The sequence below is a fragment of the Pseudomonas sp. SbOxS1 genome (genome assembly GCF_013416725.1).
GTDB lineage: Bacteria > Pseudomonadota > Gammaproteobacteria > Pseudomonadales > Pseudomonadaceae > Aquipseudomonas.
Genome location: NZ_JAAVXC010000034.1, coordinates 1 through 15,039, shown reverse-complemented (window position 1 = coordinate 15,039; position 15,039 = coordinate 1). Strand labels below are relative to the sequence as shown.

The 15,039-nt window shown below is 63.2% G+C and carries 13 protein-coding genes; 11 read left to right on the top strand and 2 right to left on the bottom strand.

The genetic code is table 11. The annotated features are described in order from the left end of the window. Positions 1-90: 90 nt before the first annotated feature. From mhpT to HFK74_RS26575, 4 genes are all read left to right on the top strand, one after another. Entirely contained in the window at positions 91-1,299 is a 1,209-nt protein-coding gene (mhpT, locus tag HFK74_RS26590) for a 3-(3-hydroxy-phenyl)propionate transporter MhpT (protein ID WP_180206076.1), read from the top strand. Positions 1,300-1,368: 69 nt separating this feature from the next. After that, complete coding sequence (locus HFK74_RS26585) at positions 1,369-2,640, top strand: OprD family porin (protein WP_180206075.1); 1,272 nt, start codon at positions 1,369-1,371, stop codon at positions 2,638-2,640. Positions 2,641-3,111: 471 nt separating this feature from the next. Then, a complete protein-coding gene (locus HFK74_RS26580) occupies positions 3,112-3,741 on the top strand; it encodes a hypothetical protein (protein WP_180206074.1) in 630 nt (209 codons plus the stop codon). A gap of 19 nt (positions 3,742-3,760) precedes the next feature. Next, entirely contained in the window at positions 3,761-4,390 is a 630-nt protein-coding gene (locus tag HFK74_RS26575; protein WP_180206073.1) for a metalloregulator ArsR/SmtB family transcription factor, read from the top strand. On the opposite strand, the gene HFK74_RS26570 is transcribed toward HFK74_RS26575, so the two are convergent. After that, complete coding sequence (locus HFK74_RS26570; protein ID WP_180206072.1) at positions 4,384-5,280, bottom strand: LysR family transcriptional regulator; 897 nt, start codon at positions 5,278-5,280, stop codon at positions 4,384-4,386. The genes HFK74_RS26575 and HFK74_RS26570 overlap by 7 nt on opposite strands. A gap of 91 nt (positions 5,281-5,371) precedes the next feature. Between HFK74_RS26570 and HFK74_RS26565 the strand changes: the two genes are divergently transcribed. From HFK74_RS26565 to HFK74_RS26535, 7 genes are all read left to right on the top strand, one after another. Further along, the gene (locus tag HFK74_RS26565) at positions 5,372-6,814 is read left to right on the top strand and encodes an aldehyde dehydrogenase family protein (RefSeq protein ID WP_180206071.1); all 1,443 of its coding nucleotides are present in this window, start codon (positions 5,372-5,374) and stop codon (positions 6,812-6,814) included. A 13-nt stretch (positions 6,815-6,827) separates the two neighbouring features. Then, on the top strand, positions 6,828-7,814 hold the full coding sequence (locus HFK74_RS26560; protein ID WP_180206070.1) for a dipeptidase: 987 nt from the start codon (positions 6,828-6,830) through the stop codon (positions 7,812-7,814). A 126-nt stretch (positions 7,815-7,940) separates the two neighbouring features. Continuing rightward, on the top strand, positions 7,941-9,494 hold the full coding sequence (locus tag HFK74_RS26555) for a BCCT family transporter (RefSeq protein ID WP_180206069.1): 1,554 nt from the start codon (positions 7,941-7,943) through the stop codon (positions 9,492-9,494). Positions 9,495-9,517: 23 nt separating this feature from the next. After that, entirely contained in the window at positions 9,518-11,233 is a 1,716-nt protein-coding gene (locus HFK74_RS26550; RefSeq protein WP_180206068.1) for a hypothetical protein, read from the top strand. Between the two features lies 1 nt (position 11,234). Further along, positions 11,235-11,948, top strand: a complete 714-nt coding sequence (locus HFK74_RS26545) for a DUF3726 domain-containing protein (protein ID WP_180206067.1) — start codon at positions 11,235-11,237, stop codon at positions 11,946-11,948. A 28-nt stretch (positions 11,949-11,976) separates the two neighbouring features. Beyond that, the gene (locus tag HFK74_RS26540; protein WP_180206066.1) at positions 11,977-12,348 is read left to right on the top strand and encodes a RidA family protein; all 372 of its coding nucleotides are present in this window, start codon (positions 11,977-11,979) and stop codon (positions 12,346-12,348) included. Positions 12,349-12,641: 293 nt separating this feature from the next. Then, on the top strand, positions 12,642-13,502 hold the full coding sequence (locus tag HFK74_RS26535; RefSeq protein ID WP_180206065.1) for a CAP domain-containing protein: 861 nt from the start codon (positions 12,642-12,644) through the stop codon (positions 13,500-13,502). A 46-nt stretch (positions 13,503-13,548) separates the two neighbouring features. On the opposite strand, the gene HFK74_RS26530 is transcribed toward HFK74_RS26535, so the two are convergent. Beyond that, positions 13,549-14,559: a GlxA family transcriptional regulator gene (locus HFK74_RS26530; RefSeq protein ID WP_180206064.1), complete on the bottom strand. Its 1,011-nt coding sequence runs from the start codon at positions 14,557-14,559 to the stop codon at positions 13,549-13,551. Positions 14,560-15,039: the final 480 nt, after the last annotated feature.

Below are 15,039 nucleotides of genomic sequence, written 5' to 3'. Positions count from 1 at the left end.
ACTGAATGTGCCACCGTCTTCGCCGGCAAGCCGGCTCCTACAAGGTCCACCCTCTGTTTGCCATAACAACAATAAAACGGGTACATCCCCATGACATCGCTGAACGTGACAACCCCGCTCTACCTGGCGCGGACCATCGGTCTGTGCTTCCTCGTCGCCCTGATGGAAGGCCTCGACCTGCAGGCTTCAGGGATCGCTGCCCAAGGCATGGCGGCCGCCTTCCAACTGGACAAACTGCACATGGGCTGGGTCTTCAGCGCCGGAATCTTCGGCCTGCTGCCCGGTGCTTTCTTCGGCGGCCTGCTGGCCGATCGCATCGGCCGCAAACGCGTGCTGATGGCCTCGGTGGCCCTGTTCGGGCTGTTTTCGTTGCTCACGGCCGTGGCCTGGGACTTCAACAGTTTATTGATCGCCCGTTGCCTGACCGGCGTGGGCCTGGGTGCCGCCCTGCCCAACCTGATCGCCCTGAGCAGCGAAGTCGCGGGTCCGCGCCTGCGCGGCACCGCCGTGAGCCTGATGTACTGCGGCGTGCCGCTGGGTGCGGCAATGGCGGCCAGCATCGGCATCGCCGACCTGGCCGGCGGCTGGCAAGTGGTGTTCTACGTCGGTGGCGTGGTGCCCCTGTTGATTGTGCCGCTGCTGGGCCTTTACCTGCCGGAGTCGGCGCAGTTTCTGGGTCGCGCCCAGGACACCGCGCCACGCGGTGTGGTCCGTGGCCTGTTCCGCGAAGGCGCGGCGCTGCCGACCGCGATGATCTGGGTCAGTTATTTCTTTACCCTCATGGTGGTCTACATCCTGATCAACTGGCTGCCCAGCCTGTTGATCGGCCAAGGCTTCAGCGGTACCCAGGCGAGCTGGGTGATGCTTGCGCTGCAGTTTGGCGCGGCGGCGGGCACCCTGTCGCTCGGCTGGGTGATGGACCGGCTGCCGGCCTGGGCGCTGTCCGCGCTGATCTACGTCGGCCTGCTCGCCTCGCTGACCGCACTGGGCCTGGCCAGTCAATTGCAAAGCATGCTGCTGGCCGGTTTCGTCGCCGGCTTTTTCGCCACCGGCGGGCAATGCGTGCTATATGCCCTGGCCCCGCATTTCTATCGTCCGTCGGTACGCGCCACGGGCGTCGGCAGCGCCGTCGCCATCGGCCGCCTGGGCGCCATGAGCGGCCCCTTGGTGGCCGGCAAAATGCTCGCGCTGGGCACCGGCACCACCGGCGTGATGATGGCCTCGGCACCGGGGATCGTCATCGCGGCACTGGCGATGTTTTACCTGTCGGTACGACGCAACGGCACTCAAGCCGACTGACACCCGCAGCGCAATTCCCCGCGTCGCGACGGCGCGGGCACTCCAACAACAATAAAAGTGAACACTGCCATGCTCAGGAATTCTTTCAGGGCGCTCAGCGCTTGCGCCTGCGTTTTATCCGTTGGCCAGGCTTGCGCCGCCGGTTTTGTCGACGACAGCCATGCCAACCTGGTATTGCGCAATTACTACTTCGACCGCAATTACGTGAATGCCACCCCCCAGGCGGCCGCCCGCGAATGGGCACAAGGTTTCATCCTCAACCTGAGTTCCGGCTACACCCAAGGGCCTGTCGGGTTCGGCCTCGACGCCCAGGGCCTTTTGGGCGTGCGCCTGGACTCTGCGCCGGACCGCACCGGTACCGGCTTGCTGCCCTTCGACCCCGCCACCCGGGAACCGGCCAACGAATATTCGGAGCTGGGCCTGACCGCCAAGGCCTGGGCCTCCAACAGCGAGTTGCAACTGGGCACCATCAGCACCTTCCTGCCGATCGCCTTCGCCAGCCCGACCCGCCTGCTGCCGCAGACGTTCCGTGGCGCCTATCTCAAGTCCCGGGAAATCGAGAACCTGACCGTGCACGCCGGCTGGCTGGACCGCATCAATCTGCGCGACTCCACCGACTACCAGAAGATGTCGGTCGCCTCACCCAACGGACGTTTCAATGGCGCTGCCGAATCGGACCGTTTCACCTTCCTCGGCGGCGACTACGCCTGGACGCCGCAACTGACCCTCAAGTACTACCACGCCGGACTCGCTGGCCTGTACCGCAAGGACTTCTATGGCCTGGTCGACAATCGCCCGATGGGGCCCGGCAGCCTGAAAACCGACGTGCGCCTGTTCGTCACCGGCGAAGACGGCACCGCCAAGGCCGGCCCGGTAGACAATCGCAACGCGGCGTTGATGCTGACTTATAGCCTGGGCGCGCATAAATTTGGCGCCGGCTACATGCAACTGACCGGCAAGACAGCCATGCCCTACCTGTTCGGCACCGAGCCGTTGGTCATCACCGAAGGCACGTTGAGCTCGGAGTTCCTCAACCCCAAGGAGCGCAGCTGGCAGGCGCGGTACGACTATAACTTCGTGGCCATGGGCTTGCCGGGGCTCAATGGCGTGTTGCGTTACGTGCGCGGCGACAACATCGAGTTGCCCAAGCTGGGGGGCTCGAACCTGACTGAAAGCGAAAAGGATATCGAGCTGTCCTATGTGTTGCAGGGCACGCCGCTCAAGGGCCTGGCCCTGCGCGTGCGCAATGCCTGGTATCGCAACGACTTTGCCGCGCAGGCCAGCCACCGCGACGACAATGAACTGCGGGTGAACATCGACTACACGTGGAAGCTTTTGTAGGAGCCCGGCTTGCCGGCGAAGAGGCCCGAGAGCCCCATGCAATATTCAAGGCCGCCTTCGCCGGCAAGCCGGCTCCTACAGTTCCGAGGCGACCACGGATCCGCGCCCTGCGCAAACGTTGTAGGAGCTGGCTTGCCAGCGAAGAGGCCCGAAAGCCCCATGCAATATTCAAGGCCGCCTTCGCCGGCAAGCCGGCTCCTACAGTTCCGAGGCGACCACGGATCCGCGCCCTGCACAAACGTTGTAGGAGCTGGCTTGCCAGCGAAGAGGCCCGAGAGCCCCATGCAATATTCAAGGCCGCCTTCGCCGGCAAGCCGGGCTCCTACAGGGTCGCGGTGATCGCGGAGCAACTGCGCGAGAAATAGGGGTAAGCACGACCGCTGATCCGGGATTTCGGCGACTTTCAATAAAGACATATTTATATGCTTTAATTGATATTGTCGAACGTTTCCACTCTCAGAGGGTGCTGTCATGAATATCAAGATCCTTGCACTGATCCTCCTGGCTTTCCTGGCGCAACCGGCCTGGAGCCAGACCGCTCCCGCGGCTGCTCCAACCGCCGATAGCGCCGCGCTGACCACGCGCCTGGCGCTGCGCGACCTTTGGGTCGAGCACATCTTCTGGATCCGGAACTACGCGCTGGCCAACCAGGCCGCTGACCGCCAGCAGGCAAAAGTGGCGGCGGACCAGGTGGTCGACAACGCAACCAAAATCGCCAACAGCATCGCACCGCTCTATGGCCAACCGGCCGCCGATCAACTGCTCAAGCTGCTTGCCGGTCACTGGGGCGCGGTGAAACACTACAGCGACGCCACGGTGGCCAAGGACAGCAAAGGCAAGCAGGCCGCCGTTGCGGATTTGACCAGCAATGCCAAGGCGATTGCGGCGTTCCTGGCCGGGGCCAACCCGAATCTGCCGGAGGCGACGCTGGTCAATCTGCTGTCGGCCCATGGCGGTCATCACATCGCCCAGATCGATGAATTTGCCGCGCACGATTACGCCGGCGAAGCGCGTACCTGGTCGATGATGCGCACGCACATATTGGCGTTGGCGGACGCACTGACCGCGGCACTGGTCAAGCAATTCCCCGACAAGTTCTGACACGGCGCGAGGCGACACCATGCTGCAAGGACTGGGTCGAACCCAGCAGGACCTGCTCAATGCGCTGCTGCACCATGCCAGCGGCATGAGCATCGACGAACTGGCCGAGCAACTGGCCGTCACGCGCACGGCGATTCGCCAACACCTGGCGGCGCTGGAGCGTGATGGCCTGGTGTTGCGCGGCGAAACCCGGCCGACGGGGCGTCGTCCTGAGCAGCTGTATCAACTCACCGACCACGCAAGGGAGCAGTTCCCGCGCCAGTACCAGTTGCTCGCCAGTGCGCTGATCGATGAAGTGGCCGACATCATCGGCCCCGAAGCGCTGGCGACGATGATGCGCAGCCTGGGGCGCAAGCTGGCCCTGGACCGCGAACAGCAAGTCGTCGATGAAGCGAAGATCGTGCAGCACATGAATCAGGCAGGCTATGAAGCCGAGGTGTTTTTTCGCTCCTCCGGCGATCCGGAAATCGTCGCCCACAACTGCGTGTTTCACCGTCTCGCCGCCGCGCACCCGGTCGTTTGTGAACTGGACCTGGCGTTGATCGGCGCACTGGGCGGCGCTGAAGTCGATCACACCGAATGCATGGTGCGCGGCGGCGATGTCTGCCGCTTCAAACTACGGCCGACGGAACCACCGCCCCATCACTGACCTTGCAGCCCGGGCATCTGCATCTGCGCCCGCAGAAACCCCATCAACTCGGCTGCTGCCGGCGACAGGCTATGGCCCTTGCGACACAGAATGCCGATCTGGCGTTCCACCCGGGGCTCGGCCAGGGGCAGGAACACCAGCTGTTCATTGCCCTTGGGAAAAGCCAGGGACGGCAGCGTGGTGATGCCGATGCCCTCTTCGAGCATCGCGATCAGCGAAATCATGTTGGAGACGAACAGCAGGCTGCTGTCGAGCAAGCCTTCCGCATCGGTTCCCGCCAGCAGGCGCGAGGTACCGTTGCGCACCAGCGGATAGGCTTGCAGGCTGGACCAGTGCAGCGCCCCGCCGTTGGCCACCAGCGGATGATCATGCCGACAGACCACCCCGACCCGGTCACTCAGGATCGGCACGAACTCGATGTTTTCATCGGCCACCCACACGCTGCTGATGGCAAAGTCCACCTGCCCCTGGACCAACAGCTGCTGCACGCTGTCGGCGGTGCCGTCCTGGATGCTGATCTGCATTTTCGGGTGCTCGCCCACGAACCGTGCGAGCAGGTTAGGCAACAAGCGGCTGGCCACCGACGGCACTGTGGCAATGCTCACCTGGCCGATTTCGTGCCGCGCCAGCAGGCTCACTTCCCGAGCGATGCGATCGTGATGGGCAAGCAAATCCTGGAACAGCGGCAGGCAGTGCGCGCCAAACGGCGTCAGCTCGGTTTTACCGCCCTTCTCGAACAGTGGCTGGCCGAGCTTCTGTTCCAGCTCGCGCACCGCCAACGACAACGCCGGTTGCGTGCGATACGCCTGCCGCGCCGCGCCGTGGAAGCTTTTGAGCTGGGCGACGAGCACGAAATAACGCAGTTGGGTGATCTTCAGCTCGGGCAACACGGTTAATTTTCCTTATCGTTTCATATTTATTATTAATTTTTATTTGCAGAGTAATACTCTCAAGATGGGACCAACGCAATCGGAGGTTCCCATGGCACTGCAACCCTACAAAAATTTCATTGGCGGCAACTGGTGCGAAGGCCAGGGCCTTATCGCCAACCACAGCCCTTCGGATGTCCAAGACCTGATCGGCCACTACCACCAAGCCAGCGCCGAACAGACCCTGGACGCCATCGCGGCCGCCCGTGACGCCCAGCCGCAGTGGGCGGCCAGCGGCCTGGAACAGCGCCAGCAAATCCTGATGGCCATCGGCGACGAGCTGATGACGCGCAAGCACGAGCTCGGCGAACTGCTTTCGCGCGAAGAGGGCAAGCCGCTGGCCGAAGGCATCGGTGAAGTCCATCGCAGCGCGCAATTCTTCCACTACTACGCCGCCGAAGTGTTGCGCCAGATGGGCGAGACGGCTGCCTCGGTACGCCCCGGGATCGACATCGAAGTCCATCGCGAACCGGTGGGTGTGGTCGGCATCATCACCCCGTGGAACTTCCCGATGGCCACCGCCGCGTGGAAGATCGCCCCGGCCCTGGCCTTCGGTAACGCCGTGGTGTTCAAGCCGGCCAACCTGGTGCCTGCCAGCGCCTGGGCCCTGACCGAGATCATCAGCCGCCAGCCCTTGCCCGCCGGCACCTTCAACCTGGTGATGGGCAGTGGCAGCGTGGTGGGCGAAAGCCTGATCCAGTCGGCCGATATCGATGCGCTGACGTTCACCGGTTCCCTGCAGACCGGCCGCCGCGTCGCCGTGGCCACCGCCAGCAACCTGGTGCGCTGTCAGCTGGAGATGGGCAGCAAGAACGCCCTCGTAGTGCTGGATGATGCCGACCTGGGCATCGCCGTCGAATGCGCCTTGAACGGTGCCTTTTTCGGCACCGGGCAAAAGTGCACCGCCTCTTCGCGCCTGATCGTCTGCGATGGCATCCATGACCGGTTCGTCGAGGCGCTGGTCGCACGCATGCGCCAGTTGAAGGTCGGCCATGCCCTTGAACAAGGGGTGCAGATCGGCCCCGTCGCCGAAGCCCGGCAACTGCAACAGAACCTTGATTACCTGCACCAAGCCCAGGAAGACGGCGCGACCCTGGTCGAAGGCGGCGAGTTGCTCGCCCTAGAACCGGCCGGGCACTACATGCGGCCCGCGCTGTTCACCCACACTACCAACCAGATGCGCATCAACCGCGAAGAAGTGTTCGGGCCGATTGCCTGCGTGATCCGGGTGAGCGACTACGAGCAGGCCCTGGCCGTACTGAACGACACCGAATACGGCCTGACCGCCGGGATCATCACCCAGTCGCTGCGTTATGCCAGCGACTTCAAGCGCCGCGCCCGCACCGGTTGCGTGATGGTCAACCTGCCCACCGCCGGCACCGATTACCACGTGCCGTTCGGCGGCCGCAAAAACTCGAGCTTCGGTCCGCGCGAGCAAGGGCAATACGCGCGCGAGTTCTACAGCGTGGTCAAGACCACCTACGTGCGACCTTGAACGGGAGATCACCATGCACGATTTATTGATGATCGATGGCCTGCAATATTCCGCCTGGAGCGAAGACATCTTTCGCCAGATGCAGGCCGGCGGCCTGAGTGCGGTCCACGCCACCATCGCTTACCACGAAAACGCCCGGGAAACCCTGTCGCGCATCGGCGAGTGGAACCGCCGCTTCGAAACCTGGCCGCAGCTGATCCGTCCGGTGCGTGAGGCCTCGGACATTCGCCTGGCCCACCAGGAAGGCCGCGTCGGGATCTTCTTCGGTTTCCAGAACTGCTCGCCCATCGAAGACGACATCAGCCTGGTCGAGGTCTTCCGCCAGCTCGGCGTGTTGATCATGCAGCTGACCTATAACAACCAGAGCCTGCTGGCCAGCGGCTGTTACGAGAACGAAGACAACGGCATCAGCCGCTTCGGCCGCCAGGTCATCGCCGAGATGAACCGCGTCGGCATGCTCATCGACATGTCCCACAGCGCCGAGCGCAGCACCCTGGAAGCCATTGAGCTGTCGAGCCGGCCGGTGATCATCTCCCACGCCAACCCGTCGAGTTTCCACGCCGCCAAGCGCAACAAGTCTGATGCCGTGCTGCGGGCGATTGCCGAGTCCGGCGGCCTGCTCGGCTTCAGCACCTACCCGTTCCACCTCAAGGGCGCGTCGGGCTGCAGCCTGGAATCGTTCTGCGACATGGTCGCCAGCACGGCCGAACTGATGGGCGTGGAGCACATCGGCATCGGCACCGACCTGTGCCAGCAGCAACCCCTGCAAGTGCTCGAATGGATGCGCAACGGGCGTTGGAGCAAAGACAAGGACTACGGCGAAGGCTCAAAGGACAACGCCCACTGGCCGTCACCGCTGCAATGGTTCCGCGACAGCCGGGATTTCCCGATCATCGCCCAGGGCCTGCGCGACCGTGGCTTCGCCGAGGACGAGGTACGCAACATCATGGGACTCAACTGGTTGCGCCTGCTGGAAAGCGCGACCACCGCGCACAACTGACCCTTGATCCACTGACCCTGGTTTCACACCGTGAGGACAGCACAGCATGAAAAATAACAACAATAGCCTCCCGTTCATCCCCCCGACCGGCGATGCACAGCCCCAGGCGCGTATTTTGGAGGCATCATGAAAACCACCACCACACTGCAAGCCGACAGCCAGCCGCTGCAAGCGTCCGCACCGAAAAAAGACATCGACTGGCCGCTGTTCCTGATCAGTGGCGGCTTCCTCGGCGCCTTTCTGATCGCGGCCCTGGTCGACATCCAGGGCGTGTCGCTGCTGGTCAACACGCTGTTCGCCTGGTCGACGAAATTCTTCGGCCTGTACTGGCAGGTCCTGATGCTGGCGACCTTCGCCATGAGCCTGTTCATCTGCTTCAGCAAGTGCGGGCGCGTCCGGCTCGGCGGCGTCGACCAGCGTCCCGACACCAGCACCTTTAACTGGATCGCCGTGATCATGTGCGCCCTGCTCGCCGGCGGTGGCGCCTTCTGGGCGGCGGCGGAACCGATGATGCACTTCGCCAGCCCGCCACCGCTGTTCGCCGGCATGCAAGCGCATACCGAAGCAGCAGGCCACGCCGCGCTCGCGCAATCCTTCGTGCACTGGGGCTTCCTCGCCTGGGCGGTATTGGGCAGCTTGCTGGCCATTGTGCTGATGCACCTGCACTACGACAAAGGCTTGCCCCTGGCACCGCGTACCTTGCTCTATCCCCTGTTCGGCGAACGTGCAATCAAGGGGCCGATCGGGACCCTGGCCGATGCCACGTCGATCATCGCCGTGGTCGCCGGCACCATCGGCCCGATCGGTTTCCTCGGCCTGCAGATCAGCAGCGCGTTGCACTCGGTGTGGGGCATTCCCAATGACCTGATGGTGCAGTCCATCACCATCGTGCTGGTCACGGTGATGTACACCATCTCCTGCCTGGTCGGGCTCGAAGGCATCCGCTTCGTCAGCGGGATCAACGTCTGGCTGATGATCGGCCTGGCCGTGTTCATGGTGCTGCTCGGGCCCACCGCGTTCATCCTCGGCGGTTTCCCCACGGCGTTTGCCTTGCACATTGAACAGTTCATCCCGATGACCCTGTTCCGTGCCGATCCGAAATGGCTGGACTGGTGGACGGTGTTCTACTGGGGCTGGTTCATCGGTTATGCACCGATGGTGGCGCTGTACGTGGCGAAGATTTCCCGGGGCCGGAGCATCCGCGAAGTGATCATGACCCTGTCGATCATCGCACCGTTGGTGACCATGTTCTGGTTCACCATTGTCGGTGGCGCCGGCATCGGCATGGAATTGCAAACCCCGGGCATCGTCACCGCCCACGGTGCACAGCCCGAAGACCTGCTGTTGGGCGTGACCCAGAACCTGCCATTGGGTGGACTGATCTCAGCGCTGTTCCTGTTCCTGAGCTTCATTTCGGTGGCCACCAATGGCGATGCCATGGCCTTCACCGTGGCAATGGCGATGTCGAGTAATGATAAGCCCAAGCCATGGCTGCGCGCCTTCTGGGCAATCGGCATGGGCCTGGCCGCCGTGGTGCTGATCACCATCGGCTCGGGCGGGGTCACGGCGCTGCAATCCTTTATCGTAATTACTGCCGTACCGGTTTCGCTGCTGATCCTGCCGTCGCTCTGGGATGCACTGCGCATCGCCCGGCAGATGGCTCGGGAACAGGCAGTCTGATGATGAACAGTCCAGGAATCGCAATGATGTCGCACACCGACACAGACACCTCTTCGGCCTTGCGCCCTGCCGCCCGGGTCATGGACCTGGAGCGGCTGGGCAGTCACTTCCAGAGCCGCCTGAGTTTCGTGCGCAGCAGCATGCGCAAGATGATGAACGAGCAATGGCGCATCGAGCGCAGCCGCTTCGACCTCGACGCCGAAGGCTTCGGCACGGCGATCTATCGGATCGACACCGCCAGTGCCCACTATCACTGTGTGATTTTCTCGGCGTACCTGCCGCCGGAAAAACGCAGTGACCGGGTCATCGCCGATCAGTGGGACGTCAGCTTCGTGCTGCTGGCCGGCGATGTCGACGAGCCGCAACTGGCCGACTTGCGGCGCAACGTGCCGTTGCAGGAAGCCGGGCGTTACGATGCACGGGTGCTGGTGCTGTCCCGGGCCAACCGCAGCCTGCGCAACTTCGAGCGTTTTCTCGGGGCGCTGGCGGAAGGTTGCCAGCCAGACCCACGGCAACTGGCCGAGGTCGGCTACCTGTATCGCACCACCGCCGTGTACGGCAACGGCAAGTTCGGCATCGCCGACTTCAGTTGCCTGCAAGACACTGCCGATTTCACCCAACCGTTCAGCGCGCAGATGTTCACCGTGTACCTGCTGCGGCATTTCAGCATCGAGCAGATCGAGCACATGGCCCGGGCGCGCAATCCGCAACGGGCGGTCGGGCTGGACGTCGAACTGCAACGCTACCTGGGGGTCGGCAACTCCACGGGGCTGGGCATGGCGCCCTTCCTGGTCAATCACCCGCAACTGGTCGACCAATGGGTGTATGCCCGTGAAACCGCACTGGCGCGGGTGATGGCTCAACCGGCTGAACTGCCCTGCGCGCAGCGTTTCCAGGCACTGTTGCAGCGGGCTCGTCAGCACCTGCAACAAACCAGCACCGAGGACCAACGGCAAAGTGCAATTGACCAGCAGACACTGGCCGATCTGGATCAACTGAACCAGTGGTTCGCCAGCCAGCCCGCCAGCGCCGACCTGTGGTCACGGCTGCAGGATTGGGCCGAGCTGAACGCCGGCTTCGGCTGCCAGGAATTGCTGGTCAGCCTGCTGCTGGAACTGTACCCCGAACAGGTCGATCCGCTGGCCGGGCAGATGTCGGTCAACGAGGGCTTTCGCCTGAACGCCGAGATGCCGCTGGACGCGCTGTGCCACCTGATCGAGACCCGCTACCGCTGGGCGCTCGACTACGACCTTGGCGATGCCGGGGCCAATCACTTCTTCTGGTATCGCTCGGCGGAAAAGGAAGAACCGCGCCTGGGGGAACGCGCCATGGAGCCTGGCGCGGAAAAGGAAATGCAGCTGGGCATCGCCCACAATATTCAGCGTTGCCACCGCGCCTTGCTGACCTACCGCGAACAACATCCGCAGCAATTGACCGCGCATTTCCTGCTCGCCCAGCCGTCGTTCAAAGGCACCGTGTGCCGGCTGCAGGGCATGGCCCGCTGCGCCTTCGGGGAAATTCGCGCCAACCTGATGGACCGCAACATGCTGCCGATCCACTTGCTGCGCTGCAAACTGGCGTTCTTCGGCGCCGGCAAGTTCGACCCCAAGTCCAGCCGCTGGGTGCGCATCACCTTGTTCCAGGGGGCTCCGCTGGTCAGTGAGATTGGCCAGCCTTTCACCGACGACTGGAATTTCGCCGTGATGCCGACACTGCCCACCGCTGCCGGAGAACACTGATATGCGCGTCTCGCTCAATGAAATCCAGGTGATCTGCCGCAAGGCCTTCGAGGGCATCGGCTTCGCCCCCGGTGACTGCGACGACGCCGCCGAGATGATCGCGTGCCTGCAACTGCAAGGCCTCGATGGCATCGGCGCGTTGAAAAAGGCCCTGGCCTTCCTCCACGACGAAATCGATCGCCCGATCGAAACCTGCTACGAAGACGCCGCACAGTTGACCCTCGATGCCCACGGCCAAAGTGTCTTGCGCTGCGCCGCCCAGGCGGTCGAGCTGGGTGTAGGCAAGGCCTTGCGTGGCGGCAGCGCGTTGATCCGTATCCGCCATTGTCACAACCGCATTTTGCTGCTGGGTTACCTGGCGCGTTGTGCCGCGGAGGCACTGAATTTTTGCGTCTATTGGCGCGATGCGCGCCAGGAAATGGTCGCCACGTTCAGCGCCGGACAAACCCGCCCGACCCTGCGGGTGCATGACCTGCCGCAACCGGCGCAGAGCGACGAACAAAGCATCAATGTGCTGATCTCCCGGCACTTCACGCTGCTGCCGCGACTCAGTGCCGAGGATGCCCAGCCTGCCACCCACTCGCAGCCCGCTGAGGGGTTGGTCGTCGACGACGAGGTCTGGGCCCAGCTGAAAAAACTGGGCGAGCGGGTGCTGGTGGAAAGCACCGAGGAATCGCGTCGGCGCGGCGCCGGCGAAAGCAGCGATGCCCGATAAAACCTTGCAATGCATCAGGAATCAATCAATGAAACACGCGATCAAGACCGACCTTTTCGCCTCGCGCGCGCCACTGGAATGGGCGGTGGTTGGCAACGGCACGCTGTACACCGCGCAGATCCCCATCGACCGCGAAGGCCAGGTCGTCAGTGGCGGCATCGAGGCGCAAACCCGGCAGACCCTGGACAATCTGCGTCATACCCTGCAAGCCGCCGGCAGCAGCCTGGATGCGGTTACGCAGGTGCTGATCTACGTCACCGACCGCCGCTACCTGGCGACGGTGAATGCAATCTATGGCGAGTATTTCCAGGCGCCCTACCCCAACCGCGCGGCCATCGTCGTGGCGGGGTTGGCTCGGGAGGAGATGCTGGTGGAACTGGTGGTGTACGCCTGTCTCTGACGGCCGACCAATTGCTGCGGCAACGGCCACTTAAGGTTTGATGAAAACCCTGTGGGAGCGAGCCTGCTCGCGATGGTCGTCAACGAAAACGCTGGCGGCCTGACACCCCGCGGTGCTTGCTCCTCCATCGCGAGCAGGCTCGCTCCCACAGAGTCGCCCCATACCCTTCGTCGGATGCACGATCCGGCAAAAAAACGCCTCCCCCCACCTTGAACCTTGTCTCAAGACGCCAGTCTTAGACGGGCATTTTTCCTCCTCCCCATCGTTGTCATCTCATCAGAGCTGTCCGCACCATGCGCCCAACCGCCCTCGCCTTGCGCTTCACTTCGCTGTGCCTGTTGACCTCGCTGCCCCTGGTTTCCACCCCCGCCCACGCCGGCGCGGAGCGACAATTGGTGGACGCCATCAACGATTACCGAGCCCATCCGCAAGACTGCACACGGCGTCCCGCCCAACGCTTGTCGCCGCTGGCCCTGAAGTCGAGCCTGGCCTTGCCGATCGGCTACGGCGGTGGTTTGCGCGATCGTTTGAAAGCGTCCGGGTACCAGGCCGTGGCGGTGCGTTCCATCCGCGTGGTGGGTGCGCAAGATGCCGAAGAGGCGTTCGAGATGCTGCAGGGTGACCATTGCGCCGCCTTGCTGGACAACCAGTACGCCGACATCGGCGTCAGTCGCAGTCGCGGTGAATGGCAAGTGGTGCTGGCCCGCCCCGTGCTGGACAACCAGGTGGGCGATCCGCGCAGTGTCGGCAAAACCTTGCTCGCCCAGGTCAACGCCGCCCGGGCCAAACCGCGCCTGTGCGGTCGCCAACGCTTCGCCGCCGCGCGGCCCTTGGCCTGGAACCCCAGCCTCGGCGCTGCGGCGCAAGGGCACAGCAAAGCCATGGCCTATGGCAATTACTTCGCCCACCAGGACCCCGATGGCGACATGCCCGCCGACCGCGCGCGCGCCGCGGGTTTCCGTGGCCGGCAGATCGGCGAAAACATCGCCGCCGGCCAAGGCTCACCGAACAAGGCCATGGCCGGCTGGCTGGCCAGCCCCGGGCATTGCGCCAACCTGATGAACCCGATGTTCACCCAGGTGGGTGCCGCCTATGCGACAGACGCACGCAGTGATCAAGGGGTTTACTGGACGATGGTGTTCGGCGCGCAATAACCCATGTACCGGGTATCGTCGCGATGCCCGGTACTTCAGCGAGCCACTACTTCACCAGCCGGGTTTCCCGGGACGGCCGGTAACCGAAATAAGCGCTGTAGCACTTGCTGAAGTGGCTCGGTGATACGAAACCGCAGGCCACCGAGACCTCGACGATAGTTAGCGTGGTGTGCTGCAGCAATCGACGTGCCTCGGTGATGCGCAAGTCCATGTAGTAGCGCTGGGGTGTCGTGCCCAACTGTTCCTTGAACAGGCGCTCGATCTGTCGGCGAGACCGCCCGGCATACAGACAGAGCGCCTCCATCTCCAGCGGCTCTTCCAGATTGGCGTCCATCAGGTTGACCACCTCCCTCAGCGGGCCACTGACGGACACATTCAAGGAGGGTTTGATGCGCCGGAATCGGGACGCTTCGAACGCCAGGATATCTTCGATACCGTCAGTCAACGCCTTGTCATGCAAGCCCCTGATCCACTCCAGGGCCATGTAGAAAGTACCCGTTGGGCTGGAAGCTGTCAGGCGGTCGCGATCCACCACATAGGCTTCGCTGGTGACCTGGGTGAGCCTGGCGATTTCCGCCAGCGCCGGGCGATGCTCCGGGTGTATGGCGCAACGATAGCCGTCCAGCAATCCGGCTTGCCCGAGAAACCAGGCGCCATTCCATACGCCGGCCAGCGTAACCCCCTGCTCGGCCGCGCCTTGCAAGAGGCCGGTCAGCGCGTCATCCGCCTTGAGCGCCGTGCGGTAGCCACCGCAGACAACCAACAGATCCAGCGTTTGTATTTCCACCGGGTCAAGGCGCGCATCGGGTCGAATCACCAACCCCAGGTCGCTGACGACTTCCCCTTCGGACAAGCCGAAGGTTTTCGTTGAGAACAGCTCGGGCCGCAGCAGGTTGGCGGTGACGATGGTATCGAGCGCCTGGGTGAATGCCGGCAACGAAAAATGTTCCAGCAGCAGGAAGCCGGCCCGGGCCCGCACGGATTGGCCTTCATGGTCGTTGAGGTAGCGAAGGTTTTTGCCCTTCATGGCACCGCTGAACTGACGTCGTTCTACCAACGTTCGCCTCGTCTTTCGTGTTGATCAAGATGTGTGTTTCCCGCATTGATACCCGTCTCTCGCGACGGCTATCGATGCGCGCTCTGTTTACGCCAGTTGTACCCTATGAGCAAGCGCAAGGGGTTTATTTGGGAACTGGATTGGGGGGATATCCATTGCTGCGGTAACGGCCACTAATGGTTTCGCCCTTACGGCGACTCACTTTTCCAAACGCCGAAAAGTAAGCAAAAAGCTTTGCCCCACCACTCGGTGCCTCGCTAGGGCTCGGCATGCCCTCTCTCCGGCATTGCNNNCACTGCGCAATGCCTGCGTTCGGCCAGCGTGGTTAACGGGGCACCCAGATCAAAAGCCAGATCAAGATCAAACGCAAAGCGAGGCGGCCTGACAGCCGACCTGACTTTTGCAGATACCCCCAATCCCTTGTAGGAGCCAGGCTTGCCGGCGAACCCGGCGCTGCGGTGTGTCTGTAGTACCGCGTTA

Excerpts from the sequence above, each read along its gene's own strand:
- HFK74_RS26560 (WP_180206070.1), top strand. The coding sequence starts at position 6,828 with ATGCACGATTTATTGATGATCGATGGCCTGCAATATTCCGCCTGGAGC.
- HFK74_RS26540 (WP_180206066.1), top strand. The coding sequence starts at position 11,977 with ATGAAACACGCGATCAAGACCGACCTTTTCGCCTCGCGCGCGCCACTG.
- HFK74_RS26580 (WP_180206074.1), top strand. The coding sequence starts at position 3,112 with ATGAATATCAAGATCCTTGCACTGATCCTCCTGGCTTTCCTGGCGCAA.
- mhpT (WP_180206076.1), top strand. The coding sequence starts at position 91 with ATGACATCGCTGAACGTGACAACCCCGCTCTACCTGGCGCGGACCATC.
- HFK74_RS26585 (WP_180206075.1), top strand. The coding sequence starts at position 1,369 with ATGCTCAGGAATTCTTTCAGGGCGCTCAGCGCTTGCGCCTGCGTTTTA.
- HFK74_RS26550 (WP_180206068.1), top strand. The coding sequence starts at position 9,518 with ATGATGTCGCACACCGACACAGACACCTCTTCGGCCTTGCGCCCTGCC.
- HFK74_RS26545 (WP_180206067.1), top strand. The coding sequence starts at position 11,235 with ATGCGCGTCTCGCTCAATGAAATCCAGGTGATCTGCCGCAAGGCCTTC.
- HFK74_RS26555 (WP_180206069.1), top strand. The coding sequence starts at position 7,941 with ATGAAAACCACCACCACACTGCAAGCCGACAGCCAGCCGCTGCAAGCG.
- HFK74_RS26535 (WP_180206065.1), top strand. The coding sequence starts at position 12,642 with ATGCGCCCAACCGCCCTCGCCTTGCGCTTCACTTCGCTGTGCCTGTTG.
- HFK74_RS26575 (WP_180206073.1), top strand. The coding sequence starts at position 3,761 with ATGCTGCAAGGACTGGGTCGAACCCAGCAGGACCTGCTCAATGCGCTG.
- HFK74_RS26565 (WP_180206071.1), top strand. The coding sequence starts at position 5,372 with ATGGCACTGCAACCCTACAAAAATTTCATTGGCGGCAACTGGTGCGAA.